Raw genomic sequence first — 23252 nt, forward strand, 5'->3', positions numbered from 1 at the left:
ATGGTAATAATAGGTAAATTACATAAAGCTCACGGTATAAAAGGAAATATAAAGATTGAGATATACCTGCAGAATTTTCGCTTACCTGATATTGTTTATATAAAAGAAGATAATGAGTTTAAACCTTTGCAGATAGAATTCTTAGATAGGAAAACTAATCTTGTAAAATTTAAAAATATAGACACACCGGAAAAGGCAAAAGAGTTAAATCAAAAATATATATACATAGAAGAAGATAAACTTCCAAAACTAAAAAAAGATGAGTTTTACCATTTTCAGCTTATAGATTGTTATGTGGTATTAGATGATAAGATTATCGGAAAGGTTGAAAATATAGATGATAGAACAGCCCAGCCACTTTTGATAATAAAAGATGGAGAAAAAGAAAGAATACTTCCTTTTATAAAGGAGTTTGTAAAAGAGATAGATATAAAAAATAAAAAAATATATATAACTCCACCGGAAGATTGGATAAATTTATAAATTTGGATAAATTATCAAAAAATTTTCGTAGGAGGTGCTGAATATTTTAAAGTTAGAAATTGAAATTCCGGTTGAAGCATTTTTTAATGTTGTAGGTTCAAAAGATGAAAATCTAAAATATTTTTCTGAGATTTTTAATTTGGATATTTTTGCAAGAGGAACATCTATTATTGCATCCGGTGAAGAAAAAAATTTAGAACGATTTGAAGAATTTATGCAAAAAATCTCTTCTTATTTTGAAGTAGGGCATGTATTATCACCACAGGATGTTAGAAATCTTGCAGTAGGCTTTAAGGTAGAAAAAGAAGAAAAATATCCGGAAACAGGAGATGTTATTTTATTTTCTTACAGAAAAAAGCCTATAATGGCAAAAACACCAACACAAAAATTATATGTCCAAACAATAAAAGAAAATGATATAACCTTTGGAGTAGGACCTGCCGGAACAGGAAAAACATATCTTGCAATGGCAGTAGCAGTAGCTTATCTAAAACAGCAAAAAGTAAATAGAATAATCCTTACAAGACCGGCAGTAGAAGCCGGAGAAAAACTTGGATTTTTACCCGGTTCATTGGAAGAAAAAGTTGACCCATATTTAAGACCTTTATATGATGCTTTATATGATATGGTTGACCCTGATAAGGTTGTCAGTATGATTGAAAAAAAGGTTGTAGAAGTAGCACCGCTTGCATTTATGAGAGGAAGAACATTAAACGATGCATTTATAATCCTTGATGAAGCCCAAAACACAACAAAAGAACAGATGAAAATGCTTCTTACAAGAATAGGCTTTGGCTCAAAAGTAGTTATTACCGGAGATATAACCCAGATAGATTTACCTAAAACAGCCGAATCCGGATTAATAGAAGCCATAAAAGTTTTACAAAATGTAAAAGGAATAGGATTTGTCCAATTTTCAGATAAAGATGTAGTAAGACACCCAATTGTCCAAAGAATAATACAGGCTTATGATAGATACGAACAAACCAAAGCAGGTAAAAATGAATAAAATATTGATTAATAAAGAGATAAAAGATAGAAAAATCACAAAAAAATTTATAAAAGAAGCAGTATTTCTTATTTTACAAAATCTAAATCTTGACAATGTAGAGATAAGTATATCATTGGTAGATGATGAAACAATGCGAAATCTAAATAGAGAATGGAGAGGAAAAGATAAAACCACCGATGTTCTTTCTTTTCCTATGGAAGATGAGTTTGGTATATCAAAATACAGATTACTGGGTGATGTTATTATATCTTTACCATATGCAGAAAAACAAGCAAAAGAAATAGGATATACAATAGAAGAGGAGATAATAAGATTATTAACCCATGGAATACTTCATCTTCTTGGCTATGACCACGAAACTTCGGAAGAAGATGCAAAAATAATGTTTGATTTACAGGATAAAATCTTTGAAAAGGTAGTTTCAGTTTGTAGGGTGCCTATGAAGAGTTGAAACAAATAGCATCTATAGTTAAATATTTAGATATGAGATTTTAAAATAGAGGTATAAAAGATGACACAAGTAATAATAAAACCCGAAAATCAAGAAGAAATAATTATTTCTACCTCTTTATCTGCGGAAGAGATTGAGAAGTTAATCAAGCTAAATGAACTATCAAAAGCAAAATTAGAAACTGCCATTTTAAGCGAAACAGCATTAAAAAACGATTGGCTATCTCCGGAGGAAGATGAAGCTTGGAAAGATTTATAAAAGGAGATATAGTTGTAGTTCCTTTCCCATTTTCAGATTTAACTCAATTTAAAAAGAGACCGGCTCTTGTAATTGCAAATTTAGAAGGGGAAGATTTAATTTTATGTCAAATAACCAGTAAATATAAAAAGGATAAATATGCTATAAATTTAACCCAATCAGATTTTACAGAAGGAAACCTAAAAGTTGATAGCTACATTAGACCAAATAAAATTTTTACAACTCATAAAGATTTAATTCTCTATAAAGTAGGACATATAAAAGAAGAAAAAATATATGAAGTTTTAGAAAAATTAGAGGAAATTTTAAAAAGCTAAATAAAAACTTTGACAGAAAATAAATTTTTGTATTATGATATAATATAGATAATTAATTGTAAGCATTACTTAGCAACTGAATATGATATAAAATTTCTGGGTTTGTAGCGTGCCTATGAGGAGTTGAAACTTTGATTTTTGATTTCTTCAAAATTTTTATCATAGCTTGTTTGTAGCGTGCCTATTAGGAGTTGAAACTTTTGTATATGTAAGTGTTTTCTTCTTGCGGAATTTGTTTGTAGCGTGCCTATTAGGAGTTGAAACTATAGAGTCTTTACAGCAGTTAAGGCTATTTGTAAAGTTTGTAGCGTGCCTATTAGGAGTTGAAACTATCTTTCTTCAATGCTTAATCCACAAGGGATTTTTTGGTTTGTAGCGTGCCTATGAGGATTGGTTTTTTCTTAAAAATTCAATCTATTTTTTCAAACTTTCTCTTCTTTATCTTTTGCTCAAATCTGAGGAATCGTTTTTCTGATAAAATATTTATCTACATTTTTAAACAGATGGAGGTATATATTTATGTCTAAAAGAGTTATATTAGCTTATTCTGGTGGGCTTGATACATCGGTTATTGTTAGATGGCTAACAGACAGAGGATTTGAAGTTATCACCTATACAGCAGATGTAGGACAGGGAGAAGAACTATCAGAAATAGAAGAAAAGGCATTAAAAGCCGGAGCAGTAAAAGCCATTATAGATGATATAAAAGAAGAGTTCGCAAGAGAATATATCCTTCCACTCATAAGAGCCGGAGCATTATATGAAGGAAAATATACATTATTATCTTCCTTATCAAGACCATTAATATCTAAAAAACTCGTAGAACTTGCCCATAAAGAAAATGCCCATTATGTAGCCCACGGTTCAACAGGAAAAGGAAACGACCAAGTTAGATTTGAAGTTTCTGTTTGGGCACTTGACCCTGATATAGAAGTTTTAGCACCGGTTAGAGAATGGGAGTTCAAATCAAGAGAAGAAGAAATAGAATATGCTTTAAAACATGGAATACCGGTTAAAGCCACAAAGGAAAAACCTTACTCTTATGACAAAAATCTATGGGGAGTAGCAATAGAAGCCGGAGATTTAGAAGACCCTTGGAAAGAGCCACCGGAAGATGCCTTTGAATTAACAGTATCTCCTGAAAAAGCACCGGATACACCGGAATATATAGAAATAGAATTTAAAGAAGGAACACCTTATAAACTAAACGGAAAAGAATATCCGGAGCTTTGGAAATTAATATGGGATTTAAACATAATAGCAGGTAAACACGGCGTTGGAAGAATAGATATGGTAGAAAACAGATTAGTTGGAATTAAAACAAGAGAAGTTTATGAATCTCCGGCAGGAGTAATATTAATAAGAAGTTATGACGAAATAGAAAGTCTTGTTTTAGATAGATTTACATACCATTATAAATTAGAACATATTAAAGCACCTTATGCAAAATTAGTTTATGAAGGATTATGGTTTTCAAAATTAAGAGAATCCTTAGATGCTTTCAATAACGAAATTGCAAAAATAGTTAATGGAACAGTCAGAATAAAACTTTATAAAGGAAACTTCTATATTGTTGGAAGAAAATCTCCAAACTCATTATACTCAGAAGAACTTGCAACATACAGCCCACAAGATGCCTTTGACCACAAAGCCGGTGGAGCATTTACAAAAGTTTGGGGATTACCACTTAAAGTATTTGCAAGAGCAAATAAAAAATAATCAGGAGGTTTTCCTGTTGCTTACAGAATACAATCATTTACAGATAGAAGAAAAATGGGTAGAGAAATATAAAAATAGTAATCTATTTACAGCTATATCCGGAAAAAAGCCATATTTCAGCGTAGTTATGCCACCACCCAATGTAACCGGAAGCCTCCATATAGGGCATGCTTTAAATATGACCCTGCAAGATATAATAGTAAGATACAAAAGAATGGAAGGATTTAATACATTATGGCTACCAGGATTTGACCATGCAGGTATTGCTACCCAATGGGTTGTAGTAAGACAGCTTCAAGAAAAAGGAATAAGCAGATTTGAGCTTGGAAGAGAAAACTTCTTAAAAAAAGTATGGGAATGGGTGCCAATATCAAGAGACACAATTAAAAAACAGATTGAAAGAATCGGAGCATCTTGCGATTGGACAAGACAAAGATTTACCTTAGATGAAGGATTTGCGAGGGCAGTAAGAGAAGCATTCATAAAACTTTATGAAGAAGGATTAATATTTAAAGCACCTTATATAGTAAATTGGGACCCAAAAGAAAGAACAGCTATTTCAGATTTAGAAGTAGAGTATCAGGAAGAAAAAGGAAAAATATATTATCTAAAATATCCCCTTGAAGATAATTCCGGATATATAGTAGTGGCAACAACAAGACCGGAAACAATGCTTGGCGATACAGCAGTAGCAGTAAATCCGGAAGATGAAAGATATAAACATCTAATCGGCAAAAGAGTAAAACTACCACTTGCACCGGAGATAAGAAAAGATTTTAACAATAATCCGGTATCAAATCTAATACCAATAATAGCAGATGATTATGTTGACCCTGCATTTGGAACAGGAGCAGTAAAAATAACACCGGCACACGACCCAAACGATTTTGAAGTAGGAAAAAGACATAATCTCCCTATGGTTGTGGTAATGGATGAATCAGCCACAATCAATGAAAATGGTGGAATTTACAAAGGATTATACAGATACGAAGCAAGAAAAAAGATTATAGAAGATTTAGAAAAACTTGGACTTGTTGAAAAAATAGAAGAACATATCCATAATGTAGGACATTCCCAAAGGTCTAAGGAAGTTATAGAACCATATCTATCAACTCAATGGTTTGTAAATACAAAAGAGCTTGCCAAAAAAGCCATTGAAGTTGTGGAAGAAAAACAGATAAAATTCTATCCTGAAAACTGGACAAAAACATATCTAAACTGGATGTATGATATAAGAGAATGGTGCATATCCAGACAGATATGGTGGGGACATAGAATTCCTGTTTGGTATTGCCAAGATTGTAAAAACACAAATGCATTTAGCGATGAAATTTTTGATACCTTAGAAGAACAAGTTATATTCAATCTATATGCAGATGGGAAATTAAATCAGATATTTTGCATAGATGATGTAATAGATATTTTAAATAAACCAAATTTCTCACAACAAGACAAAACAAATCTTGAATTTTATGAAAAAGTTGTATTCCATAAAGAGATAACCGGATTAAAATCCAAAACAGAGCTTGAAAAAATACTACAAAATAGCAAATATTTTAAAAAGTTATATGATGAAAGATATCAACTAACTTTAAAATGTAAAAAATGTGGTAGCGAAAATTTAAAACAAGAAGAAGATGTATTAGACACATGGTTTTCTTCTGCATTATGGCCTTTTGGAACTCTCGGATGGCCTGAAAAAACAGAAGACCTACAAACATTTTATCCAACTTCTTTATTAGTCACCGGATTTGATATTATCTTTTTCTGGGTTGCCAGAATGATAATGATGGGAACTAAATTTATGAATGATATTCCATTTGAAGATGTATATATCCATGCCCTTGTAAGAGATGAAAAAGGCGAAAAAATGTCAAAAACAAAGGGAAATGTTATAGACCCCCTTGAAATGATAGAAAAATACGGAGCAGATGCATTAAGATTTACCCTTACAGCCCTTGCCGCCCAAGGAAGAGATATAAGATTATCAGAAAGAAGAATTGAAGGATACAAACATTTTGTAAATAAAATATTTAATGCTTCTAAATTTGTTTTAATGAATGTTGAAAATTATAAAGAAAATATAAAAGAGCTAAATATAGGTTATGAAGAAAAATGGATATTAACAAAATTTCAAGAAACAATCCAAAAAATAAAAGAAAGCATTTCAAGTTATAAATTTAATGATTATGCTTCCTTAATTTATGATTTTTTCTGGCATGAATATTGCGACTGGTATATAGAAATCTCTAAAACAAAATTGTATAAAGGAAATGAAGAAGAAAAATTAGTAGCATCTTCCGTTCTCGTTTATATTTTAAGAGAATCATTAAAACTATTACATCCTATAATGCCATTTATAACAGAGGAGATATATAGCCATCTTCCAAATAAAGAAAATGATTTTATAGCAATTTCTAAATTCCCTGATGTAGATGAAAATCTAATCTATCTATACGAAACACAAAAAATAGAAGAACTAAAAGAAGTAATAACAGCTATAAGAACAGCAAGAGCAGATTTTAATATAGAACCATCAAGAAAGTTATCTATTTTTATAAAACCTACTAATGAAGAAAATAAAAAATTCATACAGACAGAAAAAGATGTAATAGAAAACCTTTCAAAAGTTGAGCTATTAGAGATAGAAACAGATATGGAGAAACCGGAAAAAACATTAACAGCAATATCCAAAATAGCAGAAATCTATATAGATATAGCCGGTATAATAGATATAAATAAAGAAATAGAAAGACAGGAAAAAATATTAAAAGATATTGAAAAATCTATAAAAATATCAGAAAATAAATTATCAAATGAAAACTTTATAAAAAAAGCTCCAGCTGAAGTTGTAGAAAAAGAAAAAGAGTTATATAATGAATTAAAAGAAAAATATAACAAAATTATTAGTATTATTGAAAATTTAAAATCTGTGGGAGGTTAGAAAAATGAAAGTAGGAGTTTTACTTGCAGGATGTGGCGTTTTTGATGGGGCAGAAATTCATGAGGCAACTTTGACATTGTACTTTTTAGATAAAGAAGGAGTAGAGATTGTTTGTATGGCTCCAAATATACCTCAAAAAGATGTTATCAACCATCTAACCGGCCAGCCGATGGATGAAAAAAGAAATGTGCTAATAGAGGCAGCAAGAATAGCCAGAGGAAATATAAAAGATATAGATGAAGTTTCTGTAGATGATATAGATGCTTTAATTATGCCGGGAGGATACGGAGTAGCAAAAAATTTTTCAAATTTCCTTGAAAAAGGAGCTGATGCAGAAGTTATACCTCAGGTTAAAAGATTACTCGTAGATTTATTTAAAGCAGGAAAGCCAATAGGGGCAATATGTATATCACCGGTAATTGTAGCATCTGCCTTAAGAGAAGCAAAACCAACAGTAACAATCGGAACAGATATAGATGTAGCAAAAACAATAGAAGCAATGGGAGCAAAACATTTAACCTGCCCAGTAAATGAAATGGTTGTTGATGAAGAACATAAAATAGTTACTACACCGGCTTATATGCTTGGCAAATCTATAAAAGATGTAGCAGAAGGAATAGAAAAATTAGTTAAAGAAGTTATAAAATTGGCAAAAAAATAAAAATTTATGATATAATAAATTCATTATAATCAATTTTTTTAAGGAGGTATGTTTTATGAAAAAATTAGTTTTAGCATCTGCTTTAGTTTTATCTTCTGCAGTATTATTTAGCTGCCAAAAGAAAGAAGAGCAACCAGCTGAGCAACCAGCTCCAGCTGAGCAACAAGCTCCAGCACAGCAACAACCAGCTGAACAGCAAGCTGCTCCAGCAGGTCAAGAGCAACAAGCTCCAGCAGCAGGTCAAGAACAACAAGCTGCTCCAGCAGGACAAGAGCAACAAGCTCCAGCTGGACAAGAACAACAAGCTGCTCCAGCAGGACAAGAGCAAGCTCCAGCACAACAACCAGCTGGAAAATAATTTAGTAAACAATCTTATTTCTTTACAAGAAGGGGCTTTAAAGCCCCTTTTTTAATTTTTAGTTAAGAAAGTTGCATTAAATCAAATATTGTCCCGCCAAATCAAGCTAATGAACTTTTAAATGAGTTTGGAAAAATAATTTTTCAAGGTGGAGAAAATGGTTAATATCGGAATATCCGGTATAATGGGAAGAATGGGAAGAAAAATTGCAGAACTTGCATCTGACGATAAAGATATTATTATAGCTGCCGGGATAGGAAGACCTGATTGTGCAGTTTACCATAGCACAGTTGGAGAAATAATAAACAAAAATATAGATGCTCCTATCACTTCAGATTTATCAAAAGTAATAGATTTAATAGATGTTTTAATAGAGTTTGCTTCAAATACAGAGGCAGTATTAGGACATTTAAGATTGCTTGCTGCTGACAAAAATAAAAAAGCAGCAGTAATAGGAACTACCGGATTTAGTCAAAAGGAATTAGATGAAATAAAGCAGTTAAGTAAAGATATTCCTATTGTTTTAGCTCCAAATATGAGCATAGGAGTAAATCTTTTATTTAAATTAATAGAAGAGGCAGCAAAAACTCTCAAAGACAAAGGATATGATATAGAAGTTGTTGAGATGCACCATAGATTTAAAAAAGATGCTCCATCAGGCACAGCAACAAAAATAGTTGAAATTTTGAAAAATGCTACCGGCATAGAAAAAGTAGTATATGGAAGAGAAGGTATAACCGGAGAAAGAGATAATAAAGAGATAGGTGTTTTTGCATTAAGAGGTGGAGATGTTGTCGGAGACCATACGGTAATATTTGCCGGTATGGGAGAAAGAATTGAAATTAGCCATAAAGCTTCTTCAAGAGATATATTTGCAAAAGGTGCAATTGAGGCAGCAAAATGGGTTAAAGATAAACAAGCAGGTCTTTATGATATGTTAGATGTTTTAAATTTAAGATGAGAAAAAATATAACCAAATATATTTCTATAGGTTCAGTTGGGCTTCATTTAGTTTCCGGCATTATAGTAGGAGTGCTAATTGGATATTTTCTTGATAAATTTTTCAATACTTCACCTTGGTTAACAATAATATTTTTCTTTCTTGGAATAATAGCCGGTTTCTGGAATATGTATAAAGATGTTTCTAAATATATAAATGAAGAAGAGAAGAATCATTCTGGTTCATAATGTAAATATCTACCACAATTAGGACAGGTTAAAAGTTGTTCTCCTTTTAATAATTGACTATATACTTTAGGTGGTATCAATGTATAACAACCGGTGCATGTAGTATTTTCCACTTTTGCTATAACTTTTTTATTTTTTACTCTTTGTTTAATTGTTTCATATTTAGCTAAAACTTCCGGAGCTATTCTATTTCTTAAGGATTTTTCTTCTTCTTTTAATTTTTTTAATTCTTCTTCCAATTTTGGTATCTCTTCTTGAAGTTCTTTTATATTTTTATCAATCTCTTCTTTTTCTTTTTCAACCTGAACTGCTAATATTTCTCTTTCTTTTTTTAGATTTTCTAAATCTTCCATAATTTTTAGTATCTCATCTTCAAGTTCCAAAATGGCTTCTTCTGCCTGAGCTTTTTCCCTAAGATACATTTTATATTCTTCATTAGTTCTAACTTTTTCTAATATTGATTCTATTTTTTTTATTTTTTCTTGGAATGTTTGAATATCTATTTCTCTTTCCTTTTTAGTAAGTTCTAAATTCTTAATTTCCCTGTCTATATTATAAAGTTTAGATAAAATATTTTCTTTTTCTTGGTTTAATTTTTCTATTTGTGCAGGAATTTCTGTTAATTTTTTTTCAATTTGAGAAATTTTTGATTCTATTTCTTCCAATAATAGCAACTCTTTTAACTCTTCATTCATTTTTTCTCCATTGATTAAGAGATGATTTAGATGGGCCCGGAGGGACTCGAACCCCCGGCCGGACGGTTATGAGCCGTCTGCTCTAACCAACTGAGCTACGGGCCCAATTTCAGCTTAAATAATATAATATTTTTTTTGCAACTTGTCAAGATGAAAAAATTAGTTTATAATGGGTTAAACCTTTAAAGGAGGATTAAAATGATAAGGATTAAGTTATTGATAATAACATTAATTTTAATAACGACACAAATTTTTGCAAAAGATTTTATTGAAGAAAAAGAAATTAATACAAAGGTAGAAGAAAAAATATCATCTTTAAAAGAACTCAAAGAACTTGAATCATTTTTAAACGAGGTAGAGTTTAAAGATAAAGAACTAAAAAAATGGCAAGAATATTACAACACAAGAGGTAAAAAAGAAGTAGAAATATCCTTAGAAAGAGGTAAATCATACATTCCATTTATAAAAGCAATATTTGAAAAAGAAGGCATTCCTCAAGAATTCATGTTTTTACCTATAGTAGAAAGTAAATTTATAATGCAGGCAAAATCCCCAAAAGGAGCAGCCGGAATATGGCAGTTTATGCCACAAACTGCAAGAAATTACGGTCTTGTTGTTAATAAATATATAGATGAAAGACTTGACCCGATAAAATCAACCATAGCAGCAGCTAAACATCTTAAATCCCTTTACAGAATATTTTCAGACTGGGTATTGGTAATAGCAAGTTATAATAGTGGAGAAAATAAAATAATTAGAAAGGTTAGCTTACATGGTTCAAGTTATACAGATATTAAAAATTATCTACCTTCTCAAACAAAAAGTTATGTTCCTTCATTTATTGCATTAATTGAAGTAGCAAAAGAGTTAGCAGAAAAGAAAGGATATCTATATAAAGATACAGATATAGAAGTAGTTAAGGTAGATAGAGGATTAAATCTTAAAGAAGTAGCAAAAAAGCTTGATATATCATTTGAAAAGATAAAATCTTTAAATCCTCATATATTAAAAGGTGTAATACCGGATGATAATAGGGTTTATAATTTATATTTACCGAAAGGATATACTACTGATTTTTTAACAAAGGTAATGGTTGATTAAATCAATTTGCAATTTGATACTAACTAATCTATAATATATATGAATTTATGGCGGGGTAGCCAAGTGGTAAGGCAGGGGACTGCAAATCCCTTATACGTGGGTTCGATTCCCACCCCCGCCTTTTCAGGTTAAATTATATGAAAGAAGATATAAGATGGAAACAAAGATTTGAAAATTTCAAAAAAGCTTTTAATCAATTAAAAAATGCAATCAATCAATATAAATCTGTCGGTCTAAATGAACTTGAAAAACAGGGGTTAATTCAATCTTTTGAATATACATTTGAACTTGGATGGAATTTATTAAGAGATTATTTAATATATCAAGGCATCACAGATATAAGAGGTTCCAGAGATGCTATTAAAACAGCTTTTAAGTATGGATTAATTCAAGATGGTGAAAATTGGATAAAGATGATTACAGCAAGAAATTTAACTTCACATACTTATAACGAAAATATTATTGAAGAATTAATTGAAGATATAGTAAATATTTATTTTAAATTATTTGAAGATTTATTAGAAAGATTTTCGTATTTATATAATGCAAATGATTAAGAAAGATAATTTTGGCATTCCAGATAAATATTTAGAGATTTTCAAAGAAATATTCAGTAAATATCCTAAGATAGAAAAAGCTATACTTTATGGTTCAAGAGCAAAAGGGAATTTTACCACCGGCTCAGATATAGATATAGCATTAGTTGCTCCAAAAATGAGTTTTTCTGAGTATTTATCAGTATTGGCAGAGTTAGAAGATTTAGATATTCCTTATAAACTTGATATAACTAAATATGAATTGTTAGATGATAATATAAAAGAGCATATAAAAAGAGTTGGAAAAATAATTTATCTTAAAGATAATTTATAAAAAATATAGCCTATATACTCTCTAATTGCTTTTGTGGAGTCTTGCATTACATTCATTTTAGGAAAGTAGCTGTAGATATTATATTTTTTATCCATTTTAAAATCGGTAGGATATGGTGTTATGTCTAATCCGGTAAATCTAAACAGATATACTGCTCTTTTCATATGATATGCAGATGTTACCAAGATAATCTTTTTAAATCCTTTTTCCTCACATATTTTTTTTACAAAAAAGGCATTTTCATTTGTATCCCTACTATTTTTATCTGTATAAATCATATTTTTATCTACACCAAGTTCTATAAGCATCTGTTTCATAACTTCTGCTTCTGGCAATACAGAGATTGCTGAACCACCTGATAGTATTATTGGTTTATTTAATTTTTTGTGAAGAATAAATCCGGTTAGCAATCTTTTCATAGAATCTTCTGTTAATATACCGGTATTATAAGCTCCACCACCAAGAACTACAATAACATCTCCATCTACAACCTTAAGTTGAGTATAAGAACTTTCTAACGGCTCTAAAAGTTTATCTTTTACCGGTTCAATAGATATAAGATAAAGTAATATTGCTGAAGCTAAGGATATATAGAATACAGATTTAACCTTTCTTCCAAGATAAGCAATAATCAATAAAACAGATATAAATAATCCCGGTGGCAATATAAAGAATGTTATTAATTTTTTTATAAAAAACATATCTAATCCTTAGAAGCACAGATATATTTTACGCCTTTTTCTGTTTTAGCCCAGTGTCTACTTTTAGCCGGAACAATAAGCATATCTCCGGCTTTTAGATGATATTCTTTATCTTCTGTTCCGATAATTATTTCTCCTTTTATTATCCATCTTACTTCATCAAAATTATGGATATGCCAATTATAAAATGTGCTGGCAAAATCTTCCCAGATATATATATTTTTATACCCTTCTTTTTGTAATATTTTTCTTATTTCCTTTTCATCTGTTATATTAGTTTTTCTCAATAACTCCATAAAAATATTATATAATAATTGTATGATGAAAGAGAAAGCAAAAAATATTAAATGGTTTGTTTTTGATGTTGATGGTGTTTTAACAGATGGGAAAATTATTTATGATAGTGAAGGAAGAGAACTGAAAAATTTCTGTGTAAAAGATGGTCTTGGAATATATCTTTTATATCAAGCCGGAATAAATACTGCAATCATCACCGGAAGAAATTCTATAACAGTAGAAAGAAGAGCAAAAGAGCTACATATAACAGAAATTATACAGGGTGCCAAAGAAAAACTTCCTGCTTATATCAGTTTTAAAGAGAAATATAATATAAAAGACGAAGAGATTTTATTCATAGGTGATGATTACATAGATTTACCAATTTTGAGAAGGGTAGGCTTTCCGGTATCTGTCCCATCTGCACCGGATATTGTAAAAAGGCATTGCATATATATAACCAAAAAAGAAGGTGGAAATGGGGCAGTTAGAGAAGTGGTTGAACTTATTTTAGATTATCAAGGTAAATTGGAAGAGCTAATTAAAAAGTTATATCTGATTTAAAAATCTATTATCTGATATTTTTTGAGAAAATCATCATCCACATCTATTATTTTCCTTTCCCGTAAAGATTGGATAATATCTTTATTACAAAACAAATCTTCCGGCCATTCTCTATTATAACCATCTTCTTTATTTTTTGCAGTAGCATCTATACCCCATATCTCTTCTATCCATACATCATATAAAGGGTCAAAATTTCCAGATATTCTCCAAACAAGCATATAAGGATTATCTAAATCATTCATATAATCATCAATAAAAATAACTATTTTTAAATGCTGTTTTAATTGTTTTAATTTATCAAATATTTTTTTAACCGGTTTTGTTTTATTTATTTTTATTATAGTTATCGGGTTTGGTGTATCTGTAAAAAACTGCTTTAAATTGGTTATATCGTTATCTATCTGTTTTACTTTTTCTAAAAGAATATTGTCAGGTAAGATATTAATGTCGGTTTTTATCGGATTTCCGGTTGCATCTATTCCGAGTTTTCCACCTACAAGTGGCTCATAACTTGAATGGTCAAGCTGGTCTACAATTCCTTCTGTTATTAAAAATGATTTTTCTGTCAATCTGTTTAATATATATTTTGTTAAAGCCTGATAATCTGTAAGAGCCGGAGCATCTTCATTTACAAAGATTGCATTTCTTAAAAAGCTCATCTGTCCGACGCCCCATAATGCATGCATAATTTGTTTTGCATGTCCTTTATATAAGGGTTTTATTTTTGCAATTAATAAATTATGAAAACAGCCATTTTCCGGCATATGGTAATCTATTAAATCCGGTGATGTTGTTTTTAAAAGTGGTAAAAATATTCTTTCTGTTGCCCAGCCCATATATTTATCTTCAAGGGGTGGTTTTCCCACCACTGTTGCCATATATACAGGATTTTTTTTCATTGTTATTGCTTTTATATTTAGCACCGGAAAAAGCTCCACCGGCGTATAATATCCGGTATGGTCTCCAAAAGGTCCTTCAGGTGCTAAATTTTCCGGCTCAATTTCTCCTTCTATTACAATATCCACATCATAAGGAATATATATATCATTTGTTATGGATTTTACAAGTTTTAGATTTTCATTTCTGATAAATCCATAAAGAAGGAGTTCAAACATATTAGGTGGAAGGGGTGCCTGCCCACACCAAAAATAAAGAGGGTCTCCACCGATAGCTATTGATACAGGCATTTTTTTACCGGCTTTTTTATATTGATGGAAAAAATGATTACCATCTTTATGTATTTGCCAATGTATTATAACTTTATCCTTTGATAATTTTTGTATTCTGTAAAGCCCGAGATTTTGAAATTTTCCATCTAAGGATTTTGTATAAATCTGTCCTGCTGTTATAAATTTATCTGCATCTTTTTCCCAAGTTTTTAATATCGGTATAATATCTAAATTTACATCTTCTCCGATATATTTAATTTCTTGACATATACCTTCTTTTTTTAATCTTTTTGGAAAGATATTTTTTATTTTAAAAAGTTTAGATAATGAAGATAGTTTTTCAAATATACCTTCCGGTGGCTTTATATGAATAATTTCTTCTATTTCTTTTGCTATTTCATCCGGATGTTTGCCGAATATAAATTCCGTTATCTCAAAATTTGCAAATGTATTCATTAAAACCGGAATATTATATTTTATGTTTTCTTTTTTATCTACCGGATTTGTAAAAAGCAATACTTTTGAGTTTTGTTTTTTAACTTCTATATAAGCTATATGTGGTATCTCTAAATTTACATCCAAAGGCTCATCAATAACCTTTAACCAATCTCTTTCTTTTAGCTTTTGAAGAAAATATTCTAATAACATTATTCATTTCCTTTTAATCTTTCTATTTCTTTTTTTATATCTTCTATTACTTCTTTATTAAAAATCTTTTTCTTCCCATCTTCTTCTTTTATGGAAAATATAATAAAAACTTTTCCACCATATTTCTTTTGAAACTTTTTATGGGCTTCTTCTATGAAATTTTGTATATTCTGATTTATTTGTTTATATGTAATTGGTTTTATTTGTATTCCTATGTATTTATCTCCTATTTTTATAAAAAAATCTACATTATATTTCCTATCCCATTCATCAGGTGCAGGTTCAATTTTTAAGCCAATTTCTTTTTCTAATTGACCGTAAATTGTTTTTATTTCCGTGTCATATCCTTCATAAGTTCTATCTATTACAAGCTTATAAATATATTCAATACAATCTTCTTCTTTAACCTCATTAATTTCTGATTGCATAACCTCTGTAATTTTTATATATAACTTTTTACCGAGTTCTTCAAGATATTCATCGGGAGATATTTTTATTCCTTTATTATTTAAAAATTCTGAAAGTTTTTTCTTATAACATTCTTTCCAATCTTCTTTATTTTTTGGGCTACATTCTCTTATCCACTCTGAAACCGTACCAACACTATTTTTTTTATTAAGTCCCCATCTACTTGTTGCTGAATTAAGTATCCATTCTTTTGCCATTATAAATATCTCCTTCTATTTCAATAAATTTATTCTTATATTTATGCTCTTTTATTCTTTCTGCTTTTGCAATACCTGATTTAATAAGATAAGCATTTATAAATATTTTATTTTTTAAATATACATAAGCTTCTACCGTATTTTGATTTATAACATTATTACTATCAAATTTCAAAAAAACTTCTTTTTTTAGAAGATACTTTTTAAAATAATCTAAGGCTTTGTCTTTATCTATTATTTTTACTCCTAAGAATTTTACATTTAAATCTGTATTTAATTTTAAAGTTTCTTCATCTATTATTTCCACTACTTTATAAAGATGATCTTTTCCGAATTTTAATTTACTTTGTTCTATTTGTGGTTTTGCGTCTTTAATTCTCGGAATATAGTCTATAGCTTCTATATTTGGAGTATTTTCTCTTTTTATAACTTTGATATTATTATTTACTTTATTTTTTATAATTTGTAAGAAATTTTCATTAATTTCATAACCTATCGGTATTCTTTCTAATTCCAAAGCAACTTTCATTGTTGTTCCGCTTCCTACGAATGGGTCTAAAACTTTATCACCTACGAAAGAAAACATTTTTATTAATCTTCTTGGTAATTCTTCCGGAAACATAGCTTCATGTTCTAACTGCTTAACACCCGGAAAATTCCAATGTCCTGAGAAATATTCTTTCCATTCTTCTTTTGATAATTTTGATTTTTCTTTAATTTCTTTTGAAACTTTTATTTTTGTTTTACCGGGTTTTTTAAATATAAGAATATATTCATAATCTATTTCCAATATCCCATTTGGCGGATAAGGATAAGAACCCATTATATTTGCTCCACCGGTTGTATTCATTGTAGTTTTCTTTTGCCAAATTATAGCTCCCATATAGTCAAAACCTATCTCTTCACATTGAGATATAATTTCCGAATGCAAAGGTATTACTTTATATCTACCATAAACGACAGAACGGGCAAATTGGTCTCCAATATTAATACATAATCTTTTTCCCGGTTTTAAAACTCTATAACACTCTTTCCAGACACTATATAAATCCTTCAAATATCCGTGTAAAGTTTGTCCGTAGCCTATTTGTTTATCTACTCCATAATCTTTTATATGCCAATATGGTGGTGAAGTAATAATAACATCTATAGATTCGTCTTCAATTTCTATCATCTTACGGCTATCGCCAATTATTAGTAATCCCTTATCTAATAACATTTTTCTGTCTCCAATATAAGCTCTTTCAATGCCTGTATAAAAATTGGATGGGTTTTTAATGTAGGTATTCTTTTATAATCTTCAATACCTACTTCTTTTGCAAGATTTCCATATTGATAATCAAGTTCATAAAGGGTTTCTGAATGTTCTGAAACAAATGCAACCGGTATAACTGCAAGCTTTTTTATTCCTTCTTTTGCAAGCCTTTGTATCTCCTCATCTGTAAATGGTTCAAGCCATTTAACCGGTCCAACTTTACTTTGATATGCAAGAGAGTATTTGTTTTCCGGAAAATGCTCCATTATAAGCCTAACTGTTTCTTCTACTTGTTTTTGATAAGGGTCTCCTTCCTGTATAATTTTTACCGGCAGACTATGGGCTGAAAATAAAAAGTAATAATCTTTATACTCCGGTAAATTTTCTTTTATGTTTTCTACCATTGCTTTTATATATGTTGGATGATTAAAATAACAATTTATCTTTTTTATCTTAGTATCTGATGGATAAAAATATGGTTTTTCCTGTCCTTGCAATGTTGTTAAAACAAAATTTTTACCTTTTTTAAAGATTTTTCTATATACCCTGTCAAACTCATTAAAAGATGAGCCGGTGGTAGTTCTGCTATATTGTGGATAAAGAGGAAGAAGTATAATTTTTTTTATATTTTCATTTTTTAGCTGTGATAATGCTTCTTCTGTAAATGGATGCCAATATCTCATAGCCACTACAACTTTATAATTTTCTCCGAGAGCTTCTTGCAAAGCTTTTGCCTGCTCCTCTGTCTGTTCTCTTTGGGGAGATTTTCCACCCATTATTTCATAATATATCTTTGTTTTTTTTGCTCTTGTTTTAGAGATAATCCATGCTACCGGTTTTTGTATAATTTTTGGTATCCGGATAATATCATGGTCTGAAAACAGATTATACAAAAAAGGCTGTATTGCATCTAAGCTATCAGGTCCTCCCATATTTAAAAGCACAACTGCTGTTTTTCCCACTAAACTTAACCTCAAAAAATTTTTTATATTATAAAATAAATTATGCTAAATTTATATAAAATAGTTTAAATTTTAATTTAGATTAAAAAAATGTCATTTTAAAAAGGAGCAGTGATGAAAAGAATATTAATTGCAACTACTAACAAAGGAAAGTTGAGAGAGTTCAGGGATTTATTATCCGGTTTAAATATTGAAGTTTTATCCCTTGAAGATATGGAAAATAAAATTGAAGTAGAGGAAGATAAGGAAACTTTTTTAGAAAATGCTATAAAAAAAGCAAAAGAGTATGCAAAATTTTATAATATGCCGGTTATAGCAGAAGATGCCGGATTGGAAGTTCAGGAGCTAAATGGTTATCCCGGAGTTTATTCTGCAAGATTTTATGAGATAGATTTTGGCGGTAAGGAAGATATTACGGAAAATAAAGATAAAGCTAATATAAAAAAATTACTTAGATTATTACAAGGCAAAGAAAACAGAGATGCGAGATATGTGAGTGTTGTTGTGTTTTATAATCCGGAAGATTTTGGAATATGGACAGAAGGATTTTGTTATGGAAAGATAGCAGAAAAGCCAATCGGAGAAGGTGGCTTTGGATATGACCCTATCTTTATACCACAAGGATATGATAAAACAATGGCTCAACTTTCACCGGAAGAAAAAAATAAAATATCCCATAGAGGCATTGCAGTCAGGAAATTAATAAATATTTTAGAAAAAGTTATCCATTAACTTTTCCTTTTAATAAAATCAGTAAGCCGGAGATAATATCTATTGGTTCCGGTGGACATCCTTTAATCCATAAATCAACAGGTAATTTATCTTTTATTCCATCCATTATTGCATAACTTCCCTTAAAAATGCCACCATCTATTACACAATCACCTACTGCTATAACAAATTTTGGAGATGGAACATTTTCGTATGCTTTTAAAACTGCCTCATACATATTTCTTGTTAAACAGCCGGTTATCATAATTGCATCTGCATGTTTTGGAGAAGCAACAAATTTTATTCCAAATCTTTCAATATCATAATAAGGATTTGTTAAAGCAGATATTTCATATTCGCAGGCATTACAGGAGCCACTATCTACTTCTCTTATTGCAAAACTACCATCAAAATATTTATCAATAATTTCTTTTAATTCTTTACCAAGTATCTCAACATTTTCATCTCTTATTTCTATATCTTCTGCTTTTATTCCTTCTTTAAAAAGATATTTTACTAATTTAAACATTTTACTACCTCACAAATCATTTCCTGCATAACTTAGATTTAAACTTTTATTTACTATTGGAAAGTCTGCAACTATATCTCCAAGCACTGCAAATTGGATAGTTTGCCAGTTATTAAAAGATGGGTCTCTTATTTTCCATCTTTCAATTTTACCTTCCTCATCTATTTTTACAAAATGTATAATATTTCCTCTTTGGCTTTCTGCATATCCAAGAGTCCAGCTATTTTTCTTTATTTCATTTAAATTTGTTTTTATATCGCCTTCCGGTAAATCTGCCAATACTTGCTTTATTATGGAGATACTATCTTCAATATCGCTTAATCTACATTTTAAACGGGCTAAAACATCTCCTTCTTCAAAAATTTTGCTTTCAAAAGTTAATCTATCATATATAAGATAAGGATGCTCTTTTCTTATATCTGAATATAATCCGGAAGCCCTTGCCGTATATCCAACTGCTGATAAATCTTTTATTGTTTCATATCTTATTCTTCCTGTTGTTTCCAGCCTATCAAGTATTGAAGCTGAGCTGAATAATATCTTTTTAAATTCTTCATATTTTATATATACTTTATCTACGGTTTCTATTATATCTTTTATTTTTTCATCATTTAAATCTACATTTACACCACCAAAAGATAACACTCCTTTATTAAATCTGCTTCCGGATAATCTTTTATTTAATCGCATAATATCTTCTTTTAATGCAAACATATTCATTGCACCAAAGGTATAGGCAACATCTTGAAATAACCAACCAAAATCATTTATATTACACATCAATCTCTCAAGTTCTGCAAATAAAACCCTGAGGTATTTTGCCCTTTCCGGTATTTTGGTATCAGATAATTTTTCTATTGCCTGAATATAAGCTAATGTATGGGCAAAAGAATGGTCTCCGGATATTTTATCTGTAAAATTTAAAAGTTCTTCCGGTTTTTTCCCTTCTGCTAATTTTTCTATACCTCTATGTTTAAAAAATAATCTTATTTCAAGTTGTAAAATATGCTCTCCTGCTAATGAAAATCTAAAATGTCCCGGCTCTATAATACCTGCATGTATAGGCCCTACCAATATATTAAATACACCTTCTCCCTTCACTTCTTTATACTCATACTTTCCATATTTTTTAAACTCTAACTTTGTATTATAAGGAAAATCTTTTCTTAATGGATGGACATTTTGTGGAAAATTTTCAGGAAATAAAATAAGTGGTCTTAAATCCGGATGATTTAAAGGAGTTATACCAAACATATCATTTATTTCCCTTTCATACCAGTTAAGTGCAGGGATTATATTTGCAAGGGAGTTAAATCTTTCCTTAACTTTTATCTCAATAATAAAAAATACATTTTTCTTATGATAAGAATAAACATATCTAATTGTAAAACAGCCTTCTTTTTCTCTATCATCTGTTGCTACCACTGTTGCAACTTCACAATCTAAATCTTTAAAAAGATATTGAGAAACAAGAGCAAGATTAAAATCTATAAGATGAATTACAACTTCATTCTCACTATTTAAAGAAAAATCTGTAATTTTATCAAGAACTGGAGCTAAAAGTTCTTTAACTTCCTCAATACTCATGCTTTAACTCCGATTATAAAGTTGATATTTTTAATTAAGATATTTAAACTTTTCGGTATATAAAATGTAAATATAACTGCAATAAGCAAACCTATAATAGATGGAATTATTAAATATAAATTCTCTTCTTTTTTATGATTGCTTTCATCTTCACCCATTAACATTTGGGAAAAATGATATATAAAGCCACCGAAAATAGCCACTAATAATGATAATAACAATACTGCCTGCCAGATAAAATTATTTCTAATAGCTTCAAGGGTTATTAAAAACTCTGTTATAAATAAACTAAATGGTGGCATTCCGGTAATTGCTAATACAGATAATAACAAAATAGATGCTGTAATTGGCATTTTACCAAATAATCCTTTAATATTAAAAATCTCTTTTGTATGGTAATTTACTAATATAGAGCCAACAGAATAAAATATAGAACCTTTAATAAATGCATGGCTTAAAGTATGTAATATACCTGCAAAAATTGATAATTTTGTATTTATTCCAAAAGCAATAGCTATAATACCCATATGCTCCATAGAAGAATAAGCAAGTAATCTTTTATAATCTACCTGTCTTATTATAAACATCATTGCCACAAAAACTGTAAATAATCCGAAAAACAAAAGAAAGTTAGAAGATAAATATCCAATAGATGCTTTATTCATAAAAGAATCTACTCTCAAAATAGCATAAAATGCACAATTTAATAAAACACCGGACATTAGAGCACTAATAGGTGTAGGAGCTTGGGAGTGGGCATCCGGAAGCCAAAAATGTAAAGGAGCAAATCCTACTTTTGTTCCAAAACCAACAACAATAAATATAAAAGCTATTGTTAATAATCTTTTATCAAATTTATCTGCTACATCAAATATATTTGATATTTGCAATGCCTGAATACCTTCACCGAGCAAATGAAATGAAGCAAAATATATAACTATAATTCCAAATAAAGCAAAAGATATTCCTATGGAACATAGAATAATATATTTCCATCCGGCTTCTACTGCTTCTTTATTTCTATAAAAAGATATTAAAAATGCAGTTGCAAGGGTTGTGCCTTCTATTGCTATCCATAATATTCCAAAATTATTTGATAAAGCCACAATAAACATTGCAAAAATAAATAAATTCATCCAAAAATAAAATTCATTTACCTTTTTCTCCGGTAAGCCGGCATTTATCTCTTTACTCATATATCCAATAGAATAAATAGAAGAAAGTAAAGCAAGTATAAGAATAACAATAAAAATAACTGCATTTAAAGCATCTAAAAATAAAAATCCGGATAACTCATAAATTGCTTTATATCCATTGGAATATTTTAATAACTCTATCAACCTATAAATTAAAGATAAACCTATCAATAGATTTAAAGAAGATATAACTATCTGCATTCGCATAGCAGTCCTAACAGATACAAAATAAGAAACAATACTCCATACAAGCTGTAATAACAAAATCTCTATCATTTTACTCCCTTAAATTAGATAATTTTGTTGTATCTATGGATTCTATGGTTCCTCTAATCTGATATATAAGTATTCCGGACATTAAAGCCCCTACAAATACATCAAAAAATATACCTATTTCTACTATAAGTGGCATTCCTTTTGTTATAGAAGTCCCTGCAAGCATTATACCGTTTTCAATAGTTAAAAAACCTATAATCTGATTTAATGCCTTTTTCCTTGTTATCATTATAAAAGCACCGACAAGAATAATTGCAATTGAAATATCAAAAATATTTTTTGCTATAATTTCTCCAACTATCTGCACTTTTCTTGTAATAAAAAAAGAAAATATGACGATAAAAGCTGTAATTATAAGCGAGTTTGTAATATTTATAAATGGTTTGCTTTCTCTTTCTATTTTAACTTTTTCCATAACTTTATTTAAAAAATAAGGTATTGCTATTACTTTTATCAGAAATGTAAGAAAAGCAGTAATATACAAATCTATATAATTGCTATATATACCTATGCTTAATATAGAAAATGCTAAGAAAAATGATTGAACCCTGTATATTTTTACAGATAGATTTAATCTATCTGTTGCTACCTGAAAAATTGCAAAAAATAAAACCAAACTACCAAGCAGTTCAATAAAAGTAGTAATATTCATA

The 23252-nt window shown here is 29.6% G+C and carries 27 protein-coding genes and 2 tRNA genes; 17 read left to right on the forward strand and 12 right to left on the reverse strand.

What is annotated here, in order from left to right; genetic code table 11:
• From rimM to QOR43_RS02450, 11 genes are all read left to right on the forward strand, one after another.
• The gene (rimM, locus tag QOR43_RS02400) at positions 1-483 is read left to right on the forward strand and encodes a ribosome maturation factor RimM (protein WP_265134520.1); all 483 of its coding nucleotides are present in this window, start codon (positions 1-3) and stop codon (positions 481-483) included.
• A 34-nt stretch (positions 484-517) separates the two neighbouring features.
• Entirely contained in the window at positions 518-1492 is a 975-nt protein-coding gene (locus QOR43_RS02405) for a PhoH family protein (protein ID WP_265134519.1), read from the forward strand.
• On the forward strand, positions 1485-1946 hold the full coding sequence (gene ybeY, locus QOR43_RS02410; protein WP_265134517.1) for an rRNA maturation RNase YbeY: 462 nt from the start codon (positions 1485-1487) through the stop codon (positions 1944-1946). The genes QOR43_RS02405 and ybeY overlap by 8 nt, the downstream gene beginning before the upstream one ends.
• 60 nt (positions 1947-2006) lie before the next feature.
• Entirely contained in the window at positions 2007-2204 is a 198-nt protein-coding gene (locus QOR43_RS02415) for a hypothetical protein (protein WP_265134516.1), read from the forward strand.
• A complete protein-coding gene (locus tag QOR43_RS02420; protein ID WP_265134515.1) occupies positions 2189-2521 on the forward strand; it encodes a type II toxin-antitoxin system PemK/MazF family toxin in 333 nt (110 codons plus the stop codon). Before QOR43_RS02415 ends, QOR43_RS02420 begins: the two co-directional genes overlap by 16 nt.
• 519 nt (positions 2522-3040) lie before the next feature.
• Positions 3041-4240: an argininosuccinate synthase gene (locus QOR43_RS02425; RefSeq protein WP_265134514.1), complete on the forward strand. Its 1200-nt coding sequence runs from the start codon at positions 3041-3043 to the stop codon at positions 4238-4240.
• A gap of 16 nt (positions 4241-4256) precedes the next feature.
• On the forward strand, positions 4257-7184 hold the full coding sequence (locus QOR43_RS02430; RefSeq protein WP_265134513.1) for a valine--tRNA ligase: 2928 nt from the start codon (positions 4257-4259) through the stop codon (positions 7182-7184).
• 4 nt (positions 7185-7188) lie between these two features.
• Positions 7189-7845, forward strand: a complete 657-nt coding sequence (elbB, locus tag QOR43_RS02435; RefSeq protein WP_265134512.1) for an isoprenoid biosynthesis glyoxalase ElbB — start codon at positions 7189-7191, stop codon at positions 7843-7845.
• A gap of 55 nt (positions 7846-7900) precedes the next feature.
• Positions 7901-8203 carry a hypothetical protein gene (locus QOR43_RS02440; RefSeq protein ID WP_265134511.1) on the forward strand — a complete coding sequence of 101 codons (303 nt, stop codon included), beginning with the start codon at positions 7901-7903 and terminating at the stop codon, positions 8201-8203.
• A 157-nt stretch (positions 8204-8360) separates the two neighbouring features.
• Positions 8361-9164 (forward strand): 4-hydroxy-tetrahydrodipicolinate reductase, encoded by an 804-nt coding sequence (gene dapB, locus QOR43_RS02445; protein WP_265134510.1) that lies wholly within the window; start codon positions 8361-8363, stop codon positions 9162-9164.
• On the forward strand, positions 9161-9391 hold the full coding sequence (locus QOR43_RS02450; protein ID WP_265134509.1) for an AtpZ/AtpI family protein: 231 nt from the start codon (positions 9161-9163) through the stop codon (positions 9389-9391). Before dapB ends, QOR43_RS02450 begins: the two co-directional genes overlap by 4 nt.
• Here the strand turns inward: QOR43_RS02450 and QOR43_RS02455 are convergent.
• Positions 9376-10086 carry a zinc ribbon domain-containing protein gene (locus QOR43_RS02455; RefSeq protein WP_265134508.1) on the reverse strand — a complete coding sequence of 237 codons (711 nt, stop codon included), beginning with the start codon at positions 10084-10086 and terminating at the stop codon, positions 9376-9378. The genes QOR43_RS02450 and QOR43_RS02455 overlap by 16 nt on opposite strands.
• A gap of 31 nt (positions 10087-10117) precedes the next feature.
• A tRNA-Ile gene (locus QOR43_RS02460) sits at positions 10118-10191 on the reverse strand.
• Positions 10192-10284: 93 nt separating this feature from the next.
• Between QOR43_RS02460 and QOR43_RS02465 the strand changes: the two genes are divergently transcribed.
• From QOR43_RS02465 to QOR43_RS02480, 4 genes are all read left to right on the forward strand, one after another.
• Positions 10285-11187, forward strand: coding sequence for a lytic transglycosylase domain-containing protein (locus QOR43_RS02465; protein WP_265134507.1), 903 nt, complete (start codon positions 10285-10287; stop codon positions 11185-11187).
• Positions 11188-11236: 49 nt separating this feature from the next.
• Positions 11237-11308: transfer RNA gene (locus QOR43_RS02470), tRNA-Cys, on the forward strand.
• Between the two features lie 16 nt (positions 11309-11324).
• Positions 11325-11744 carry a nucleotidyltransferase substrate binding protein gene (locus QOR43_RS02475; RefSeq protein ID WP_265134506.1) on the forward strand — a complete coding sequence of 140 codons (420 nt, stop codon included), beginning with the start codon at positions 11325-11327 and terminating at the stop codon, positions 11742-11744.
• On the forward strand, positions 11737-12057 hold the full coding sequence (locus tag QOR43_RS02480) for a nucleotidyltransferase domain-containing protein (RefSeq protein ID WP_265134505.1): 321 nt from the start codon (positions 11737-11739) through the stop codon (positions 12055-12057). The genes QOR43_RS02475 and QOR43_RS02480 overlap by 8 nt, the downstream gene beginning before the upstream one ends.
• Here the strand turns inward: QOR43_RS02480 and QOR43_RS02485 are convergent.
• Complete coding sequence (locus tag QOR43_RS02485) at positions 12036-12758, reverse strand: YdcF family protein (RefSeq protein WP_265134504.1); 723 nt, start codon at positions 12756-12758, stop codon at positions 12036-12038. The two genes, QOR43_RS02480 and QOR43_RS02485, sit on opposite strands and share 22 nt — an antisense overlap.
• A gap of 2 nt (positions 12759-12760) precedes the next feature.
• Positions 12761-13054, reverse strand: a complete 294-nt coding sequence (locus tag QOR43_RS02490; RefSeq protein ID WP_265134503.1) for a cupin domain-containing protein — start codon at positions 13052-13054, stop codon at positions 12761-12763.
• A 25-nt stretch (positions 13055-13079) separates the two neighbouring features.
• On the opposite strand from QOR43_RS02490, the gene QOR43_RS02495 reads away from it, so the two are divergent.
• A complete protein-coding gene (locus QOR43_RS02495) occupies positions 13080-13598 on the forward strand; it encodes a KdsC family phosphatase (protein ID WP_283571411.1) in 519 nt (172 codons plus the stop codon).
• Here QOR43_RS02495 and QOR43_RS02500 read toward each other — a convergent pair.
• From QOR43_RS02500 to hemH, 4 genes are read right to left on the reverse strand one after another with little or no spacing between them, the layout of a single operon-like run.
• Positions 13595-15418: a menaquinone biosynthesis decarboxylase gene (locus tag QOR43_RS02500; RefSeq protein ID WP_265134500.1), complete on the reverse strand. Its 1824-nt coding sequence runs from the start codon at positions 15416-15418 to the stop codon at positions 13595-13597. The genes QOR43_RS02495 and QOR43_RS02500 overlap by 4 nt on opposite strands.
• Positions 15418-16083, reverse strand: a complete 666-nt coding sequence (locus tag QOR43_RS02505; protein WP_265134499.1) for an MjaI family restriction endonuclease — start codon at positions 16081-16083, stop codon at positions 15418-15420. The genes QOR43_RS02500 and QOR43_RS02505 overlap by 1 nt, the downstream gene beginning before the upstream one ends.
• Positions 16061-17302, reverse strand: a complete 1242-nt coding sequence (locus QOR43_RS02510) for a DNA methyltransferase (RefSeq protein ID WP_265134498.1) — start codon at positions 17300-17302, stop codon at positions 16061-16063. The genes QOR43_RS02505 and QOR43_RS02510 overlap by 23 nt, the downstream gene beginning before the upstream one ends.
• Positions 17293-18300 (reverse strand): ferrochelatase, encoded by a 1008-nt coding sequence (hemH, locus tag QOR43_RS02515; protein ID WP_265134532.1) that lies wholly within the window; start codon positions 18298-18300, stop codon positions 17293-17295. The genes QOR43_RS02510 and hemH overlap by 10 nt, the downstream gene beginning before the upstream one ends.
• Before the next feature lie 114 nt (positions 18301-18414).
• Here hemH and rdgB point away from each other — a divergent pair, with 114 nt between their 5' ends.
• Entirely contained in the window at positions 18415-19032 is a 618-nt protein-coding gene (gene rdgB / locus QOR43_RS02520; protein WP_265134497.1) for an RdgB/HAM1 family non-canonical purine NTP pyrophosphatase, read from the forward strand.
• Here rdgB and QOR43_RS02525 read toward each other — a convergent pair.
• From QOR43_RS02525 to QOR43_RS02540, 4 genes are read right to left on the reverse strand one after another with little or no spacing between them, the layout of a single operon-like run.
• Positions 19022-19540 (reverse strand): NADH-quinone oxidoreductase subunit B family protein, encoded by a 519-nt coding sequence (locus QOR43_RS02525; RefSeq protein ID WP_265134496.1) that lies wholly within the window; start codon positions 19538-19540, stop codon positions 19022-19024. The two genes, rdgB and QOR43_RS02525, sit on opposite strands and share 11 nt — an antisense overlap.
• Before the next feature lie 9 nt (positions 19541-19549).
• The gene (locus QOR43_RS02530) at positions 19550-21127 is read right to left on the reverse strand and encodes a hydrogenase large subunit (protein WP_265134495.1); all 1578 of its coding nucleotides are present in this window, start codon (positions 21125-21127) and stop codon (positions 19550-19552) included.
• Complete coding sequence (locus tag QOR43_RS02535; RefSeq protein ID WP_265134494.1) at positions 21124-22599, reverse strand: hydrogenase 4 subunit F; 1476 nt, start codon at positions 22597-22599, stop codon at positions 21124-21126. Before QOR43_RS02535 ends, QOR43_RS02530 begins: the two co-directional genes overlap by 4 nt.
• Position 22600: 1 nt before the next feature.
• Complete coding sequence (locus QOR43_RS02540; protein ID WP_265134493.1) at positions 22601-23251, reverse strand: hydrogenase; 651 nt, start codon at positions 23249-23251, stop codon at positions 22601-22603.
• Between the last annotated feature and the right edge of the window lies 1 nt (position 23252).

Origin of the sequence: Venenivibrio stagnispumantis (genome assembly GCF_900182795.1) — a bacterium.
Lineage (GTDB): Bacteria > Aquificota > Aquificia > Aquificales > Hydrogenothermaceae > Venenivibrio > Venenivibrio stagnispumantis.

Coding starts and splice junctions, on each gene's coding strand:
- rimM (WP_265134520.1), top strand. CDS start 1: ATGGTAATAATAGGTAAATTACATAAAGCTCACGGTATAAAAGGAAAT.
- ybeY (WP_265134517.1), top strand. CDS start 1,485: ATGAATAAAATATTGATTAATAAAGAGATAAAAGATAGAAAAATCACA.
- QOR43_RS02415 (WP_265134516.1), top strand. CDS start 2,007: ATGACACAAGTAATAATAAAACCCGAAAATCAAGAAGAAATAATTATT.
- QOR43_RS02425 (WP_265134514.1), top strand. CDS start 3,041: ATGTCTAAAAGAGTTATATTAGCTTATTCTGGTGGGCTTGATACATCG.
- elbB (WP_265134512.1), top strand. CDS start 7,189: ATGAAAGTAGGAGTTTTACTTGCAGGATGTGGCGTTTTTGATGGGGCA.
- QOR43_RS02440 (WP_265134511.1), top strand. CDS start 7,901: ATGAAAAAATTAGTTTTAGCATCTGCTTTAGTTTTATCTTCTGCAGTA.
- dapB (WP_265134510.1), top strand. CDS start 8,361: ATGGTTAATATCGGAATATCCGGTATAATGGGAAGAATGGGAAGAAAA.
- QOR43_RS02450 (WP_265134509.1), top strand. CDS start 9,161: ATGAGAAAAAATATAACCAAATATATTTCTATAGGTTCAGTTGGGCTT.
- QOR43_RS02455 (WP_265134508.1), bottom strand. CDS start 10,086: ATGAATGAAGAGTTAAAAGAGTTGCTATTATTGGAAGAAATAGAATCA.
- QOR43_RS02465 (WP_265134507.1), top strand. CDS start 10,285: ATGATAAGGATTAAGTTATTGATAATAACATTAATTTTAATAACGACA.
- QOR43_RS02475 (WP_265134506.1), top strand. CDS start 11,325: ATGAAAGAAGATATAAGATGGAAACAAAGATTTGAAAATTTCAAAAAA.
- QOR43_RS02480 (WP_265134505.1), top strand. CDS start 11,737: ATGATTAAGAAAGATAATTTTGGCATTCCAGATAAATATTTAGAGATT.
- QOR43_RS02485 (WP_265134504.1), bottom strand. CDS start 12,758: ATGTTTTTTATAAAAAAATTAATAACATTCTTTATATTGCCACCGGGA.
- QOR43_RS02490 (WP_265134503.1), bottom strand. CDS start 13,054: ATGGAGTTATTGAGAAAAACTAATATAACAGATGAAAAGGAAATAAGA.
- QOR43_RS02495 (WP_283571411.1), top strand. CDS start 13,080: ATGAAAGAGAAAGCAAAAAATATTAAATGGTTTGTTTTTGATGTTGAT.
- QOR43_RS02500 (WP_265134500.1), bottom strand. CDS start 15,418: ATGTTATTAGAATATTTTCTTCAAAAGCTAAAAGAAAGAGATTGGTTA.
- QOR43_RS02505 (WP_265134499.1), bottom strand. CDS start 16,083: ATGGCAAAAGAATGGATACTTAATTCAGCAACAAGTAGATGGGGACTT.
- QOR43_RS02510 (WP_265134498.1), bottom strand. CDS start 17,302: ATGTTATTAGATAAGGGATTACTAATAATTGGCGATAGCCGTAAGATG.
- rdgB (WP_265134497.1), top strand. CDS start 18,415: ATGAAAAGAATATTAATTGCAACTACTAACAAAGGAAAGTTGAGAGAG.
- QOR43_RS02525 (WP_265134496.1), bottom strand. CDS start 19,540: ATGTTTAAATTAGTAAAATATCTTTTTAAAGAAGGAATAAAAGCAGAA.
- QOR43_RS02530 (WP_265134495.1), bottom strand. CDS start 21,127: ATGAGTATTGAGGAAGTTAAAGAACTTTTAGCTCCAGTTCTTGATAAA.
- QOR43_RS02535 (WP_265134494.1), bottom strand. CDS start 22,599: ATGATAGAGATTTTGTTATTACAGCTTGTATGGAGTATTGTTTCTTAT.
- QOR43_RS02540 (WP_265134493.1), bottom strand. CDS start 23,251: ATGAATATTACTACTTTTATTGAACTGCTTGGTAGTTTGGTTTTATTT.